Consider the following 14,947-nt stretch of genomic DNA (forward strand, 5'->3'; position numbering starts at 1 on the left):
CGCCATGGGGCGGCAACCCCCGATGAACCTCGGACTTTCGCTCGGGAGCCAAACCCGATAGCAGGCCGTCATGAACTCTCCGGCGCTCCCGATTTCCCGCTCGCTCTTTGCATTCTCCGTTTTCTATGGCGGGATGGTCTGCATTGCAGGCGTTCTTGGCGTCAAACAGGTCGCGCTGGGGCCACTGGCGGTCGAGGCCGGGATTTTCGCCTTTTTGTTGCTGGTCGTTATGTCGAGCGCGATTGCTGAACTTCATGGGCAAAAAACTGCGACGGCACTGGTCCGAACGGGATTCGTGCCGCTGATCGTGTCCGCGCTGCTGATACAGTTCGTGCTGGTCCTGCCACACGATCCGGGGATGTACCCGCCCGCCATCGACGCGTTTCCAATCGTCGTCGGACAAAGCGCGCGGATGATGATTGCCGGGCTGATTTCCTATGGCACTTCGCAGACGCTGAACGTGTTCATCTTCGACAAACTCCGAAGCAATACCGGCAAGCTGGTTTGGCTGCGCGGCATGATTGCCAGCATCGTGTCGCAAATCGCCGATACGATCTTGTTCATCACCATTTCGTTCTACGGCGAGCGGCCGATCCTCGGGCTGATGGAGGGGCAGATGCTCACCAAGGTTGTGTTGTCGATCGTGCTGGTCCCATTCCTGATTACCGGGTTCGTCGCACTTGGCCGACGGCTCGACCGCGGAGCCATAAAATGAGCCGTCACGATCCAGACCAGACTTTATTGGCGAAAGCCGAAACGCTGACCGAGGCGCTGCCGTATATGCAGCGGTACGCCGGTCAGATCTTTGTCGTGAAATACGGGGGTCATGCGATGGGCGACCCCGTAGCGGCAAAGGGATTTGCCGCCGATATCGTGCTGTTGAAGGCGGTGGGCATCAATCCCGTCGTCGTTCACGGCGGAGGCCCACAGATCGGCGCAATGCTGAAAAAGCTGGGCGTCGAAAGTTCGTTCGTGAACGGGTTGCGAGTGACGGATGCCGAAACGGCCAGCATCGCCGAAATGGTCCTGTCGGGCGCAATCAACAAGGAAATCGTCGGCTGGATCACGCGGGCCGGCGGGCGCGCGGTCGGGCTGTCGGGCAAGGATGCCGGGCTGGTGACAGCAGAGAAGGTCGGCGGCCGCGAAGCCGATCCGACACGCGGGATCGAACGTCATGTCGACCTGGGTTTCGTAGGTGATCCGGTGGCGGTCGATCGCGCGATACTGGACACGTTATCGGCAGCGGGCGTCATCCCGGTGATCGCCCCGATCGCTGCGGGTGTGGACGGCGCGACATACAATATCAACGCCGACACAATGGCGGGCGCCATCGCCGCTGCACTGGGCGCGACGCGGCTGTTCCTGCTGACCGATGTGGCGGGTGTGCTGGACAAGGATGGCGAATTGCTGACCGACCTGACGCCTGCACAGATCGAAGCTCTACAGGCCGACGGGACCGTGACGGGCGGGATGATCCCGAAACTGGAAACCTGCGTCAACGCGGTCAAGGGCGGGGTAGAAGCCGCAGTTATTCTGGATGGGCGCGTTCCCCATGCCATGCTGGTCGAGATATTCACCGCCAAGGGCGCGGGTACATTGGTTCGCGCGTGAGGGCGTTGCGGCGCGTTGCGACAACACACCAACTTCGCTAGAGCGCGGCAAGACAAACTTCTCCGCTTCCCTGAGCTTGTCGAAGGGCTGCCTGCTCCCTTTTCGAAGAGACAGAAGGACAGCCCTTCGACAAGCTCAGGGAAGCGGAAGTGAACTGACGAAACTTAGGAACCGCCATGCTCATTTCGATCGTCCAGATTCTTTATATCCTGTTGAGCATCATCTGGTGGGTCATCGTTATTCAGGCGGTCATGTCGTGGCTGATCGCCTTTAACGTGATCAACACGCACAATGATTTCGTTCGGTCGATCTGGCAGGCACTCGACCGGATTACCGAGCCGCTTTATCGCCCGATCCGCAAGATTCTGCCTGATTTCGGTGCCCTCGACCTGTCGCCGCTCGTCGTGCTGCTCGTACTCTATATTCTCCAAACAGTGGTTCTGCCGAACCTTCTGATGTCGGCAAGCTGAGATGATTATCGACGGCAAGGCTTTTGCTGCCGCGTTACGCGCCGAAGTCGCAACGGGCGTTGCGCTACTGTCACGCGTCCCCGGCCTCGCAGTGGTGCTTGTCGGCAGTGATCCGGCGAGCGCAGTCTATGTGCGGTCAAAGGGGAAAGCCTGTCGCGAAGCGGGCATGGCAAGCTTCGAACATCCACTGCCTGCCGAGACTTCACAGGCCGATCTGGTTGCGCTCGTCCACCAATTGAACGCCGATCCCGCCGTCGATGGCATCCTCGTGCAGCTTCCCCTGCCCGACCATATCGATGCGAATGCCATTATTGCAGCGATCGACCCGGAAAAGGACGTGGACGGCTTTACGCCCGAAAACGCCGGTCGGCTGGCTACGGGGCTGGAGGGGTTTGTGCCCTGCACGCCGCTGGGCGCGATGATGATGTTGAAGGCCACGCGGGGCGACCTGACGGGGCTTGAAGCGGTCGTGATCGGACGGTCGAACATCGTTGGTAAGCCGATGGCGGCACTGTTGCTCGGCGAAAGCTGCACGGTGACGATCGCCCATTCGCGAACGCGTAACTTGCCCGCCGTTGTGCGCCGCGCCGACATCGTGGTGGCCGCCGTCGGCCGTCCGGAAATGGTGCGTGGCGACTGGATAAAACCCGGCGCGACCGTAATCGACGTCGGGATCAACCGCGTCGATGCGGCTGCCAGTGACACAGGCGCTAAAACGAAACTGGTGGGCGATGTCGCCTTTGCCGAAGCCGAAGCCGTCGCGGGCGCGATTACGCCGGTGCCGGGTGGTGTCGGCCCGATGACAATCGCCTGCCTGTTGAAGAACACGCTGACATCGGCGCAGCGGCGCGAGCGGTGATCGCCCTTTTCGTCTCTGCTTTCGTCACGTTCTTTGTGGTTATCGACCCGCCGGGCTGTGCGCCGATCTTTGCCAGCCTGACATCGGGAGCGCCCGCCCAGCATCGTCGCAACATGGCGATCCGGTCGGTTTTGGTCGCAAGCTGCATCCTGTTTGCCTTTGCTTTGGGCGGCAAACCGTTTTTGAAATCAATGGGCGTCAGCCTTGAAGCTTTCCGCGTCGCGGGCGGAATCATGTTGTTCCTGATCGCGCTCGAGATGGTTTTCGAAAAACGCACCGAGCGTCGGGAAAGTCGCGCTCAGGACGTAAAGACATCCGAGGAACTCGACGACATTTCGATCTTTCCGATGGGCATACCGATGATCGCCGGGCCGGGTTCGATCGCCAGCGCCATGCTGTTATGTTCGCGCGTCGATAACTGGTTCGACCGTGGCATCGTGCTGGCCGCGATGGCGGCTATCCTGGTGCTGACGATGGCATCGCTATTGCTGGCAGGACCGTTGATGAACCTGCTCGGCAATCGGCTCGAAGCGATGATTACCCGTGTATTGGGGGTCATCCTCGCCGCACTGGCAACTCAATTCGTGATCGACGGGATCAAGACCAGCTTCGGCGTCTGATCTCGCCTTAACGAATGCGCCACAACAAAAGTGGCGAGCCCGCTGGCAACGGCATCGGTTCGAGCCATGCAAATTTTTCGCCCTTAGCCAAGCGTGAGTAGAACCCGTTGGGCGAACGCGAACGATAGATCGTTGATTCGCTCATGTTCGGACACGTCAGAAGCAATGTTGCGCCATGTTTCACCATGATCGCGTGCGCGGTTTCCGGTGTGCCATCAAAGGCGTGGTGAACATCGAGGATCGCATCGCCATTGCGATGATACGGTCCTGCAATCGCCTTTTGCGGAGTGACGTTGATCAAACGCGGCCCCATATCGACAAAGGTGAAAATCGTGGTTGCGGGCAGCCGCGCAATCGGTGCCAGTGCAGGCAATGTCGCGCAACGCGCGTTTGCCCGACCGATCGCCTTGCTGCGTGCGGTCACCGGAGCGGCGGGGAACTGATCGACGGCCACCGGCACGGCGACCCCTGAAACCAGCAATATCACCGCAACGACGCCCACCGTCCGCATCAGCATCGACCCGCTGTTGCGAAATTTCGGCACCAGATACCAGACCAGAGCCGTCGCACCCGGAACCGCCATCAACTGCGCCGCAGGCCCCTGACGGGTCTGCCACAGCACCAGAAGCAACGAGACAAGCGAAACGAGCGCGACCGGTGCCCATGCTCCGAAACGCCCCTGAGCGCGCGCGTGCCATGCCGTCCAGAAACTGCCGATAACGCCAACCACCGGAAGCGCGACAACCATCACAAATGTGGTCCACGGCTGTGTATAGAGCGGCTTTGCTTCACGGATATTGTTGAACCATTTTGACGCCAACTCAGGCGAAATCTGTTCAGGACGACCGAGGCATTGCGGCCATACCAGCGCGAACGCCGCGACGAGAAACGCACCGCCGATTGCCGCTGCGCCGAGCCGAATCCGGGTGTTGGCCGCGGTCAGATACGACAGGCCGAAAGCAAGAACCCCAGCCGTGACCATCGCAGACAACCAGACCGGCGACAGCACATCGCACCGCGCCACGCTGCTGGCATAGGACGTAAAACCTGCATAGCCGAGCGCGCATCCACCGGCCAAAGCAAGCGCATAGCCACGCAACCGCGCAGCTTCGTCCATGTCCCAGACCCAGCGTAGCACGCTTGCCGCACCCGCGATCACAAGGAACGGCATCAGCTCCAGTCCGATCGTCAGAGATACCGCGCTCGACAAGCCCATCGTCAGGCCACCACGCATCGTGTTCCGATCGGCCAGCCCGGCAATCGTCAGCACCAGCATCGCCAACTGCCACCCGTGATGATCGACGCGCAGGGGCGAAAACATCAGCATCGCAGAGGAGCAACAAAGGATCAGCCCGGCGGCAACCGCGAATGAATCGCGCGCGACAAGCCGACGCACCGCAAGCCCCATCGCAGCCATCGCGACCCATAATGGCAACATCGGCGCGATGGCCGCGGCAGTTTTTTCGGCAACGGCCGTTCCGGCAAAGGGACGAACGAGCAGTTCGATCCCTGCGATCGGCAGATCGACAAGGCGGCTCCAGTGAATGTCGAAGCCGAGCGGCGGATTGAGCTTATACTGGCGAAGGTCGTACCATCCCTGCCCGTTCAACAGCGCGTGCACCTGCGCCATCCGCATATTATCGTCGGTATCGGGCAGGCTGTACCAGTGGATCGCAGCCCAGCGAAAATAGAGCATGAACGCACAGGCGATAATCCAGATCAGCGTCTGCCAGCGCAGCCAATGGTAAATCCGGCCTTCGGGGACGGCATCAGGTATCACGCTCATCACTTCCCCTTAACTCGGTGGCGTCTTAAGGGGTCGCTTCTCATGTGCCAAGCGGACACCGATGCTTAAAACTCTTTCCCTCGACGATAATCAGCGCGCCTTGCTGGCGCAGATACTGCGCTATGCCGTGACGGGCGGGTTCGTGACCGTGCTGGGCGTGGTGGTTTACGCGCTGTTCGTGCGCGTCGTCGGTACGGCGCCCCTCGTCGCCAACGTCGCCGCTTATCTCGTGGCGATGGCCGCCGGCTATTTCCTGCACAGCCGCTTCAGTTTTCGCGATCAGGGCTCGCGCGGTAAACCCGCGCAGGTTGGGGCGAAGTTTTTCATCACATCCGGCATCAGCTTTTCGCTCAACAGCTTTTTCGTCTGGTTGTTCACCAGCATTTTTCACTGGGACAAGCTGACACCGATTGGCGCGATGGTGTTTATTACGCCGGTGATCTGCTTTGTAATCTATCGGAAATGGGTCTTCGTCTGAATGGATCGCTCGATTTATGACGCGATGGCCGCGCAGGACAGCGTCCACTGGTGGTATGTCGCGCGCCGCGACGTGCTGCACGATCTGATCGCGCGGTACATCCCGCTGCCGACGGACGCGCGGATATTGGAGATCGGCTGCGGAACCGGCCACAATCTGGCGATGCTGGCAAAGTTCGGCACCGTCGAAGGAAGCGAACTCGATCCAGCGTCACGCGCGATGGCGATCGAGCGGTTCGGTCCTGTGATCGGCGATGCACGCTTGCCCGAACTCGATGGGATCGCGGACGGGCGTTACGATATGGTGGCGCTGCTCGATGTACTCGAACACGTCGGGGACGACGTTGCCGCGCTGAAGGGGATCGCCAGGCGGTTAAAGCCGGGCGGGAAGATACTGCTGACGGTGCCGCAATATCCGTTCATGTGGTCGGGTCACGACGTCGCCAATCACCACTTCCGGCGCTACACCAAAAAGACGCTGGAAGCTGCGATCGCAGCCAGTGGGTTGCGTCATGAAAAACTGACAAGCTTTAACAGCCTGTTGTTTCCGCTGGCCGCCGCGAGCCGCGTTGCGGCGAAAATTCGGGGCCGGGAAGGCAGCGATGATACGCTGCCCCCTGCGCCGGTAAATGGCTTGTTCCGAACGATATTCGGACTGGAACGTCACCTGATCGGCCGTATTCCGTTGCCACCGGGAATTTCGCTGGCCGCCATCTTGTCGCCCCGATAACCGAGAACTGTGTCCTCACGGGCGGTCCCGATGACATCGGCGACAATATAGAGCGGGCGCTTTTTCGATTCGATATAGAGTCGACCAAGATATTCGCCGATCATGCCGAGAACGAACATCTGGACCGCGCCCAGACCGACGACGACCAGCATCAGTGAGGTCCAGCCCGCCACTGCCGTGCCGGTCAGCCAGCCGACAGCGATATAGGCCAGGATCAGAAACGAGAAGCCGGTCAGCGCCAGTCCCGCGTGACTGGCAAAGCGCAATGGCGCAGTCGAAAAACCCGTCACCGCATCGAACGCAAGGCTCAACATCTTGGCGAAAGGATAATGGGTTTCGCCCGCATGACGTTCCGCGCGATCATAGGCGAAAGGCACCTGTCGGAAGCCGATCCACGCAACCATACCCCGAATGAAACGCGCCTGTTCGGGCATGGCGAGCAGCGCATCCAGAGCGCGCCTGCTCATCAGGCGAAAATCCCCGGCGTCGAGCGGGATGCTGGTATCGGTCAGCTTGTCGAGCAACCGATAAAAAATCGCCGCCGAAGCCCGTTTGGCAAGGCTTTCCCCCGCGCGCTGGCGACGCACTGCATAGACGACATCGGCACGCTGGCTGTCCATCGCGGCGAGCATGTCGGGTAGCAGTTCGGGCGGGTCTTGCAGATCGGCGTCAAGTATCAGGATGCGCTCGCCGCGAGCCAGATCAAGCCCCGCCGTCAGCGCAAGCTGGTGCCCGTGATTGCGCGACAGGTTGATCGCCATGACCTGAGGATCGGCGGCGGCGATGCGGGTCATTGCTGCCCAGGTGCCATCACGCGAACCATCGTCGATCAACACGATTTCATGGTCGTCCCCCGCCACGGCGCGCGCAACCGCCGACACCCGCCGATGCAGTTCGTCGAGACAGGCTTCTTCGTCAAAACAGGGGATCACGATTGAAAGAAAGGTCATGGCGTTGCCTGTAGCACGGCGGGCGCATGTCGCATCGTCCTGTCGTCGATCCGATAAAGCCGATCGCTGCCAGCTTGCCAGATGAGTGTCATGCCCTTTGTCAGCACAGGATCGAACACCGGCGGGTCCATGAGCCAGACGTAATCGAATGCGTCCCGGGGTAAATTTCGCAGCGACCAGTTCAGCGGTCGCCAGCGGTTACGGCATGGCCCGGCGGTTACGACCTGCGAGGGGTCGGCCTTGAAATACAGCGCGTCGGGCTTGTTCGTCGTCAGCAACTGCGCACCGGCCATGTCCCACTGGTCGTTCGAATAGGCGCGTTTTCGGACGATGGCGATCGCGCCAAGATGCTCCATACGATTGGTCGACCACAGATCACGGCAGTCGTGGCCTGAAAAGCTGACCAGCCGCGCGTTTTCAGGGACATAGTTGAGGGCGGTCAGCGCGCGATCAAATCCTGCTGAGGCAATGGCAAAGCTGACGGTGTTCGACGCGATACGCACCCCGAAAAACACCAGCCCTGCAATAGCCAGCGCATTGGCGAACCCTGTCGTGGCGCGTGGTCGCAGCCTGATACCGATGATCGGGATGGCGAGCAGATAGGGAGTCAGTCGCATATCGGCATAGGCGGACCCAAAGACGATGCGCGGCAGGCATATGAAAACGACCAACAGGAACAGAGCCGTCGCACCCAGATTGCGCGAGACTTCGAGCCGACGGCTGCCAATCGCGGCAACGAACAGCGCGCAAAGCACAGCCACCGAAGCCTCGTCAAACCATTGCCAGCGATCGCGCAGGGTCTTCTGGAACCATTCCCATTTGCGCGCCCAATGAAACCAGTCGGCGGTCTGGCCGGTTACATGCCCGCTGCGCCAGAGGATCATCAGCAGTATAGGGGGTGCCAGAGACAGGCACTGGATACCCGCATGAAAAAAGGCGCGGAACCAGCCGACGCCCCGGTCATGCTGCCGGATGAGTTCTGCCGAGAATGCAAGGACACAGAGCATTCCCCAGCCAAACGTGTGCGTCACCCAGATCAGCGGTGCGATCAGGAGGAAAACCGCCGCGCGCAGTTTCTGTCGCCCCAGTCGCGCAAGGCGTAACCAAAGCCCGAAAGCCAGCAACGCAAACGCCATCGACAGTGAAAAGTTGACGAACCCGAACAGGAAAGGGTGGCCGTAAGCCAGCGGCAAAGCAAACAGTGCAGTCGGAGGGATGCGCCCATGAACCTCGCGCGCAATCCACAGCATTCCGGCCACGGTCAAGGCAGGGATCGCCATGACAATCAGCTTGACGCCGAACTCCAATCCGAAAATCTTTGCCATCGGCACGATCAGCAAATCGACGCCAAGGTTGCCGATCAGCGCCCATTGGAAATTGTAGAAATGCCGGATTGCCGATCCGTCACCATCGAGCTGAACACGGTAACGCCCCATGTGCCCCGGCAAATCGACCAGCGGCGCGATCGTCGGCCACAGCAACGGGACCATCGCAAACAGCGTCAGCGCAACAACCGTCGCGCGACGTTCCCACCAATTCAGATCACTTTGCCCCATCGTCGCAGCTTTAGCGGTGAGGTGCGAAGTTCGGCAAGGCGCGTAAAAGACTTTCGTCGTTACGCGGATCAGGGTTGATCGCGCCGTCCAAGCAGGCGCAGGCGCAGGGCGTTCAGCTTGATGAACCCTTCGGCATCGCGCTGGTCATAGGCGCCGGCGTCGTCCTCGAACGTCACGACCTTTTCGCTGTACAGGCTATTCGGCGACTTGCGGCCAGTTACGTTAACGCTGCCCTTGTACAGTTTTAGCCGGACGGTGCCTGAAACCTTCGCCTGCGAATGGTCGATGGCAGCCTGAAGCATCTCACGCTCGGGGCTGAACCACATGCCGTTATACAGCAGTTCGGCATAGCGCGGCGCCAATTCATCCTTCAGATGCGCTGCGCCCCGGTCAAGCGTCAGTTGCTCGATACCGCGATGCGCCAGATGGAGAATCGTGCCGCCCGGTGTTTCGTACATGCCGCGCGATTTCATGCCAACGAAGCGGTTTTCCACCAGGTCGAGACGGCCGATACCGTGCGCACGGCCGAGGTCGTTGAGTTTGGCGAGCAGCGTTGCAGGCGACATGCCGACACCATCGATCGCAACTGCATCGCCGCGTTCGAAATCGACGGTGATCGACTGCGGCGTGTTGGGCGCGTCTTCCGGGTTTACGGTGCGCGAATAGACGTAGTCGGGGACTTCTTCCCACGGATCTTCGAGAACCTTGCCCTCAGAGGAAGTATGCAGAATGTTGGCATCGGTCGAGAACGGGCTTTCGCCGCGCTTGTCCTTGGCAACCGGAATCTGATGCTGTTCGGCAAAAGCGATCAGCGCGCTGCGGCTCGTCAGATCCCACTCACGCCAGGGTGCAATGACCTTGATATCGGGAGACAGCGCGTAATAGCCGAGCTCGAAACGAACCTGATCGTTGCCCTTGCCGGTCGCACCGTGGCTGACGGCATCGGCTCCGACCAGACGCGCGATCTCGATCTGGCGCTTGGCGATCAGCGGGCGCGCGATCGACGTGCCGAGCAGATACAGCCCCTCGTACAACGCATTCGCGCGCATCATCGGGAAGATGTAATCGCGAACGAACTCTTCTTTCAGATCGTCGATAAAGATGTGTTCGGGCTTCACACCCATCATCTGCGCCTTGGCACGCGCGGGTTCGAGTTCCTCACCCTGCCCCAGATCGGCGGTAAAAGTGACGACTTCGCAATTATAGGTCTGCTGAAGCCATTTCAGGATGACGCTGGTGTCGAGCCCACCCGAAAAGGCCAGCACTACACGCTTGATGTCGCTCATCCGTCATTACTCCGCTTAAATTTGATGCCGCCCCTTTAGGGAGGTTAATGCCTAGAGCAAACCCATAGCGGCAAGTTCTCCCGCAAGCGCGGCTGGCATTTCATCGCCTTCCGTATCTCCGGGCCTCCAGTCGGGTGGCGCGGCATCGGCTTCCAGATAGCGCCAGCCCTGATGTGCGCGGCGCGGCATGGGACGCACGGGGATCACTTCGGAACCGATCATTATGTCGATTCGCCCATCCTCACTGTCGGCAAATCCAAGGATTTCACTGCGCGCGACCAGCTTGTGCTTCAATATCCAGAACAACGATCCGCCGATCAGTTCTTCATATCGCTTCGGTCGATACCGCGTCGTCAGGCGAACCGGCCCCATCTCTGCTCGCGCCGCAATGCGGGCGGTCAGAAACTCCAGAGAATCACATCCGAAGGCAACTTTGGTAAGGTAAAGCATGTCAGCCCGACAATCCTACCACCGAGGCGAGCCCGAGGAAACTGAAGAAGCCCATCACATCGGTCATCGTCGTTACGAACACCGCCGATGAAACGGCAGGATCGACGTTGAGTTTTTCCAGTGTGACCGGGACCAATATACCGGACAGGCCAGCGACCATATTGTTGATGACCATGGCTGCCGCGATCACCCCGCCCAATGCGGGATTGTTGAATATGAGGGCAGTACCAGTGCCGATCAGCAATCCAAGGACGAGGCCATTTGCCAGTGCAATCCGAAATTCACGAAAGATCATGCGGACCGTGTTCGAACTGGTGAGCTGATTGGTCGCCAGCGCGCGTACCACCACGGCCAGCGTCTGCGTACCTGCATTGCCGCCCATGCCCGATACGATCGGCATAAGCACCGCAAGCAGCGCGAACTTGCCAATCTCACCCTGAAACAGTCCAACGACCGACGCCGCGAGCATCGCTGTGCCCAGATTGACGACGAGCCAGGTCAAGCGCGTGCGAATCGTCAGCAGGATAGGCTGGTTGATGTCGCCATCACCGGCACCCGACAGTTTCAGGACGTCCTCGCCTGCTTCCTGCTGGATGACATGAACCATGTCATCCACCGTGATCATGCCGACCAGCCGTCCGCCGCCATCGACCACGGCCGCCGAAATCAGCGCGTATTTCTGAAAGCGCAACGCGACTTCCTCCTGATCCATATCGACCGGGATCAGTGTTTGCTCACGCTTCATCACGTCGGACATCGCAATCTCTCGCGGCGTGCGGAGCAGCCAGGAAAGCTGCACCGTGCCGACCGGGCGATGCTGTGGATCAACGACGAAGATTTCCCAGAAGTCAGTGGTCAATTCCGGGTTATCGCGGAGGTAGTCGATGGTTTGACCGACCGTAATATGTTCAGGGACCGCGATCAGCTCGCGCTGCATCAATCGCCCGGCGGATTCTTCCGAATAGGAAAGCGCAGCTTCAATCGCGGCACGGTCGTCCGGGTCTAGCGCACGGAGCACGGCGGCCTGATCGCCGGCCTCCATGTCCTCGATGATCGCAACCGCGTCATCGGTGTCGAGTTCGGATGCCAGATCGGCAACCTGATGCGGTTCCAGCGCGTCGATCAGCCCTTCGCGGACGTGATCGTTCATTTCGGACAGAACATCGCCATCGACAATATCGCCGAGCGCGACCGCCAGCGCTCCCCGGCGATCCTCCGGCGTCAGTTCGAACAAATCGGCGATATCGGCAGGGTGCAGCGGCCCTACGAGATCCCGAGCACCCTGTTCATCGCCATCTTCGACACAGGCCAGCACGTCGCGAACGAAATCCGGCCGAAGCCGATCGTCCTCGTCCAGTTGCGTTTCGTTGATCGTTTCGCCCTGAAGGTCGGTTTCGCTCATCGCGCTGCCTCCATGCTGCAGTCGGGTCCGGGTGCGAGGGCGGTCTAGGCCCGGCTAAGCTGAAAAGGCAATCTCAAACTGGCTACGTCAGTGGCCGTCGGGCATCGGCATTTCCTCGCCGGGTTTCGCGCCTTTTAAAAGTAAGATCAGCGGAATCACGCACAGAGCGGCCCACATCATCAGCCAGTAATCGTCGATATAAGCGATCATCACAGCCTGACGATTAACCTCTGCATCGATGAGCCCCATAACGTCGGCCCCGTTTATACCGACCCGCTCGAGCAGCCCCACCGTGAGAAAGGGTGCGCTGATCGTCGTAATATGCGCGCCCAGATCGGCATGGCTCGTCTGCGTATTGCTCGCGATCAAGGCGGTCATTACGGAAATCGCCACCGATCCGCCGATCGAGCGCGAGAGATTATAGAGCGAGGCAGCCTCGGTCCGCAGGCGGGATGGCAAGGTTGCAAGAGCGAGCAGATTCATCGGCAGCACGACAAAGCCAAAGCCAAAGCCCTGAACCACGCCGCTGGATATCACCAGGCTTTGATCCATGCTGAGGTCGAAGCCCGTCATCATCCACAATGACCCCGATAACAGGGCCATACCGGTAAAAATGAGCAGGCGAGGATCGATGAACTTCGAAACCCGTCCGGCAATAAGCATCCCGATCATCGTTCCCGCCCCGCGCGGCGCGGTTAGCAGTCCGGCAGCCAGCACGGGATAATTCAGTAATCGCTGGAGCATAGGTGCCACGAGCGCCGCACCGGCAACAAGAATCCCGCCGATAACGGTAATGGACATGATCGCCATGACGAAATTACGATCAGCGAACAGTTCGCGGGGCAGGATAGTGTCCTTATTCGTAGCGGTATGGACAATGAACATCCAAAACGCTGAAACGGCAACGCCGAGTTCGATCCAAATTTCCGGCGAATCGAACCAGTCGAGCGTAACCCCGCGGTCGAGCATCAACTGCATACCGGACAGCGAAAGCGCCAGCAGGGTAAATCCCAGCAAGTCGAACTTACGCTTCTCCTTTCTCTCGTTGCTCAATAACAGCCAACTACCGATAGCGGCGCTGATACCGATCGGTACGTTGATGAAAAACACCCAGCGCCAGTCGAAATTATCGGTCAGCCAGCCGCCCAACACCGGACCGGTAACCGGACCGACCATGATGACCATTCCCCAGATCGTCATGGCCTGAACATGTTTGTTCGGCGGATTTATATCATACATGATGGCCTGGCTCATCGGAGCAAGGCAGGCACCGAAGAGCCCCTGGAGTACGCGCGCAGCGACCATCAACGGCAGGGTTGCCGCAACCCCGCAAATCGTCGAGGAAATCGTGAAACCGATGATGGCAAAGGTGAAGAGGTTACGACGACCGAACCTGTCCGAAAGAAAACCCGTCAGTGGCAGCGCGACGGCACTGGCAAGAATATAGCTGGTCAGCACCCACGATATAGTATCGGACGTCGCGCTAAGCGACGCCTGCATATGCGGCAGGGCAACATTGGCGATCGTGGTATCGAGCACAACGATCATTGTCGCAGCCATGACCACGATTGTTACCAGCAGCCGCTGGGTCGGGGCGAGAACGATCGTAGGTTCGGACATCAATGGCGCGATAGTCGAGAAGATCAGCAAAAAGAACAGTCTTCAACAACCCTCTGGAAAGTCGGGGCTGGTTTAGCCCGCCGTGCTCCCTATCTTTCGTCCATGACCTATCGACTGTCCGTTCTAGATCAGACTCCCATCGCCGAGGGTGCGACCGCCGCCGCAGCGCTTGTTAACACACTCGACCTTGCCCGCACGTGCGATGCGCTGGGGTATGATCGGTACTGGCTGGCCGAACATCATGCGTCGCCGGGTCTTGCAGGTGCTGCTCCCGAAGCGCTGATCGGCCCTGTGGCCTTAGCGACAAAGCGCATCCGTGTCGGGTCCGGCGGTATCATGTTGCCACATTATTCGCCGTTCAAAGTGGCGGAGACCTTTGCATTATTATCGGCTCTCGCTCCGAATCGCATCGATCTGGGTGTCGGGCGTGCACCGGGCAGCGATCAGCGTACCGCCTTTGCGCTTCAGCGTGATCGATCGAAACGGATGCCGCACGACGATTTTCCGAACAATCTTGCGGAAATGATCGCCTATCTCGACGATGCGATGCCCGCCGATCACCCGTTTGCCGCACTGGGCAATACGATGCCATCGGGCGGTGGCGAGACGCAGGTCTGGCTTTTGGGGTCATCGACTGACTCCGCAATCTGGGCCGGTGAAGCGGGCTTACCCTATTGCATCGCGGACTTCATTAACTCGGACGGAGTGCCGCTGGCGCGCATCTATCGCGAACATTTCAAACCATCATTGCATCTGGCGAAACCACATCTGATGGTCGCGACATGGGCAATCGCCGCGCAAACCCGTGCTGAGGCGGAGCGCTTGTCGCTGCCAGCGTCGATGATGTTTGCGCACCTTATCCGAGGTGAGCTGATTCAAGTTCCCTCGGTCGAAAAGGCTCAACAATGGTCCGTCGCCAATCCCGCCGCCCCCGCACGTCGCCGGGTGACACTGGGTTCGCCGTCAGAGGTTCGCACTCAACTGGATGCGATGGCTGCGGATTATGGCGCAGACGAGGTGATGCTGGTCAATATTATGTCCGATCACGGCGCCCGCATGCGGTCATATGAGCTGATCGCGGCAGAATATGGACTGGCGGCGCTGGCGCAGGCTGCGTAAGGGCCGCCCCA

Annotated in this window: 15 protein-coding genes; 8 read left to right on the forward strand and 7 right to left on the reverse strand. The window is 59.8% G+C overall.

The features are described 5' to 3' along the window. Positions 1 to 70 precede the first annotated feature (70 nt). The 5 genes from D3Y57_RS11105 to D3Y57_RS11125 all read left to right on the forward strand — a co-directional run bounded on the left by D3Y57_RS11105 (position 71) and on the right by D3Y57_RS11125 (position 3,560). Positions 71 to 715, forward strand: coding sequence for a queuosine precursor transporter (locus D3Y57_RS11105; RefSeq protein WP_121153038.1), 645 nt, complete (start codon positions 71 to 73; stop codon positions 713 to 715). Continuing rightward, complete coding sequence (argB, locus tag D3Y57_RS11110) at positions 712 to 1,611, forward strand: acetylglutamate kinase (protein ID WP_121153039.1); 900 nt, start codon at positions 712 to 714, stop codon at positions 1,609 to 1,611. The genes D3Y57_RS11105 and argB overlap by 4 nt, the downstream gene beginning before the upstream one ends. A 176-nt stretch (positions 1,612 to 1,787) precedes the next feature. After that, on the forward strand, positions 1,788 to 2,081 hold the full coding sequence (locus D3Y57_RS11115) for a YggT family protein (protein ID WP_121153040.1): 294 nt from the start codon (positions 1,788 to 1,790) through the stop codon (positions 2,079 to 2,081). 1 nt (position 2,082) lies between these two features. Then, entirely contained in the window at positions 2,083 to 2,940 is an 858-nt protein-coding gene (gene folD, locus D3Y57_RS11120) for a bifunctional methylenetetrahydrofolate dehydrogenase/methenyltetrahydrofolate cyclohydrolase FolD (protein ID WP_121153041.1), read from the forward strand. Beyond that, complete coding sequence (locus D3Y57_RS11125) at positions 2,937 to 3,560, forward strand: MarC family protein (RefSeq protein WP_121153042.1); 624 nt, start codon at positions 2,937 to 2,939, stop codon at positions 3,558 to 3,560. The genes folD and D3Y57_RS11125 overlap by 4 nt, the downstream gene beginning before the upstream one ends. Before the next feature lie 7 nt (positions 3,561 to 3,567). Here D3Y57_RS11125 and D3Y57_RS11130 read toward each other — a convergent pair whose 3' ends face one another. Continuing rightward, on the reverse strand, positions 3,568 to 5,346 hold the full coding sequence (locus D3Y57_RS11130; RefSeq protein ID WP_121153043.1) for an AcrB/AcrD/AcrF family protein: 1,779 nt from the start codon (positions 5,344 to 5,346) through the stop codon (positions 3,568 to 3,570). A gap of 61 nt (positions 5,347 to 5,407) precedes the next feature. On the opposite strand from D3Y57_RS11130, the gene D3Y57_RS11135 reads away from it, so the two are divergent. Together D3Y57_RS11135 and D3Y57_RS11140 are read left to right on the forward strand one after the other, a co-directional pair. Beyond that, positions 5,408 to 5,824 carry a GtrA family protein gene (locus tag D3Y57_RS11135; RefSeq protein WP_121153044.1) on the forward strand — a complete coding sequence of 139 codons (417 nt, stop codon included), beginning with the start codon at positions 5,408 to 5,410 and terminating at the stop codon, positions 5,822 to 5,824. Continuing rightward, positions 5,825 to 6,553 carry a class I SAM-dependent methyltransferase gene (locus D3Y57_RS11140; RefSeq protein ID WP_121153045.1) on the forward strand — a complete coding sequence of 243 codons (729 nt, stop codon included), beginning with the start codon at positions 5,825 to 5,827 and terminating at the stop codon, positions 6,551 to 6,553. On the opposite strand, the gene D3Y57_RS11145 is transcribed toward D3Y57_RS11140, so the two are convergent. From D3Y57_RS11145 to D3Y57_RS11170, 6 genes are all read right to left on the reverse strand, one after another. Next, the gene (locus D3Y57_RS11145) at positions 6,487 to 7,503 is read right to left on the reverse strand and encodes a glycosyltransferase family 2 protein (protein WP_121153046.1); all 1,017 of its coding nucleotides are present in this window, start codon (positions 7,501 to 7,503) and stop codon (positions 6,487 to 6,489) included. The two genes, D3Y57_RS11140 and D3Y57_RS11145, sit on opposite strands and share 67 nt — an antisense overlap. Then, positions 7,500 to 9,059: a hypothetical protein gene (locus tag D3Y57_RS11150; protein WP_121153047.1), complete on the reverse strand. Its 1,560-nt coding sequence runs from the start codon at positions 9,057 to 9,059 to the stop codon at positions 7,500 to 7,502. The genes D3Y57_RS11145 and D3Y57_RS11150 overlap by 4 nt, the downstream gene beginning before the upstream one ends. A 68-nt stretch (positions 9,060 to 9,127) precedes the next feature. Beyond that, positions 9,128 to 10,345, reverse strand: coding sequence for an argininosuccinate synthase (locus tag D3Y57_RS11155; RefSeq protein WP_121153048.1), 1,218 nt, complete (start codon positions 10,343 to 10,345; stop codon positions 9,128 to 9,130). Between the two features lie 51 nt (positions 10,346 to 10,396). After that, positions 10,397 to 10,795, reverse strand: coding sequence for a DUF1489 family protein (locus D3Y57_RS11160; protein WP_121153049.1), 399 nt, complete (start codon positions 10,793 to 10,795; stop codon positions 10,397 to 10,399). A 1-nt stretch (position 10,796) separates the two neighbouring features. Next, positions 10,797 to 12,197, reverse strand: coding sequence for a magnesium transporter (gene mgtE, locus D3Y57_RS11165; protein WP_121153050.1), 1,401 nt, complete (start codon positions 12,195 to 12,197; stop codon positions 10,797 to 10,799). Between the two features lie 87 nt (positions 12,198 to 12,284). After that, on the reverse strand, positions 12,285 to 13,817 hold the full coding sequence (locus D3Y57_RS11170) for a DHA2 family efflux MFS transporter permease subunit (RefSeq protein ID WP_121153051.1): 1,533 nt from the start codon (positions 13,815 to 13,817) through the stop codon (positions 12,285 to 12,287). 102 nt (positions 13,818 to 13,919) lie between these two features. Between D3Y57_RS11170 and D3Y57_RS11175 the strand changes: the two genes are divergently transcribed. Beyond that, a complete protein-coding gene (locus D3Y57_RS11175; protein ID WP_121153052.1) occupies positions 13,920 to 14,936 on the forward strand; it encodes an LLM class flavin-dependent oxidoreductase in 1,017 nt (338 codons plus the stop codon). Positions 14,937 to 14,947 lie beyond the last annotated feature (11 nt).

Origin of the sequence: Sphingomonas paeninsulae (assembly GCF_003660165.1) — a bacterium.
In the GTDB taxonomy this organism is placed as follows: Bacteria; Pseudomonadota; Alphaproteobacteria; order Sphingomonadales; family Sphingomonadaceae; genus Sphingomonas_O; species Sphingomonas_O paeninsulae.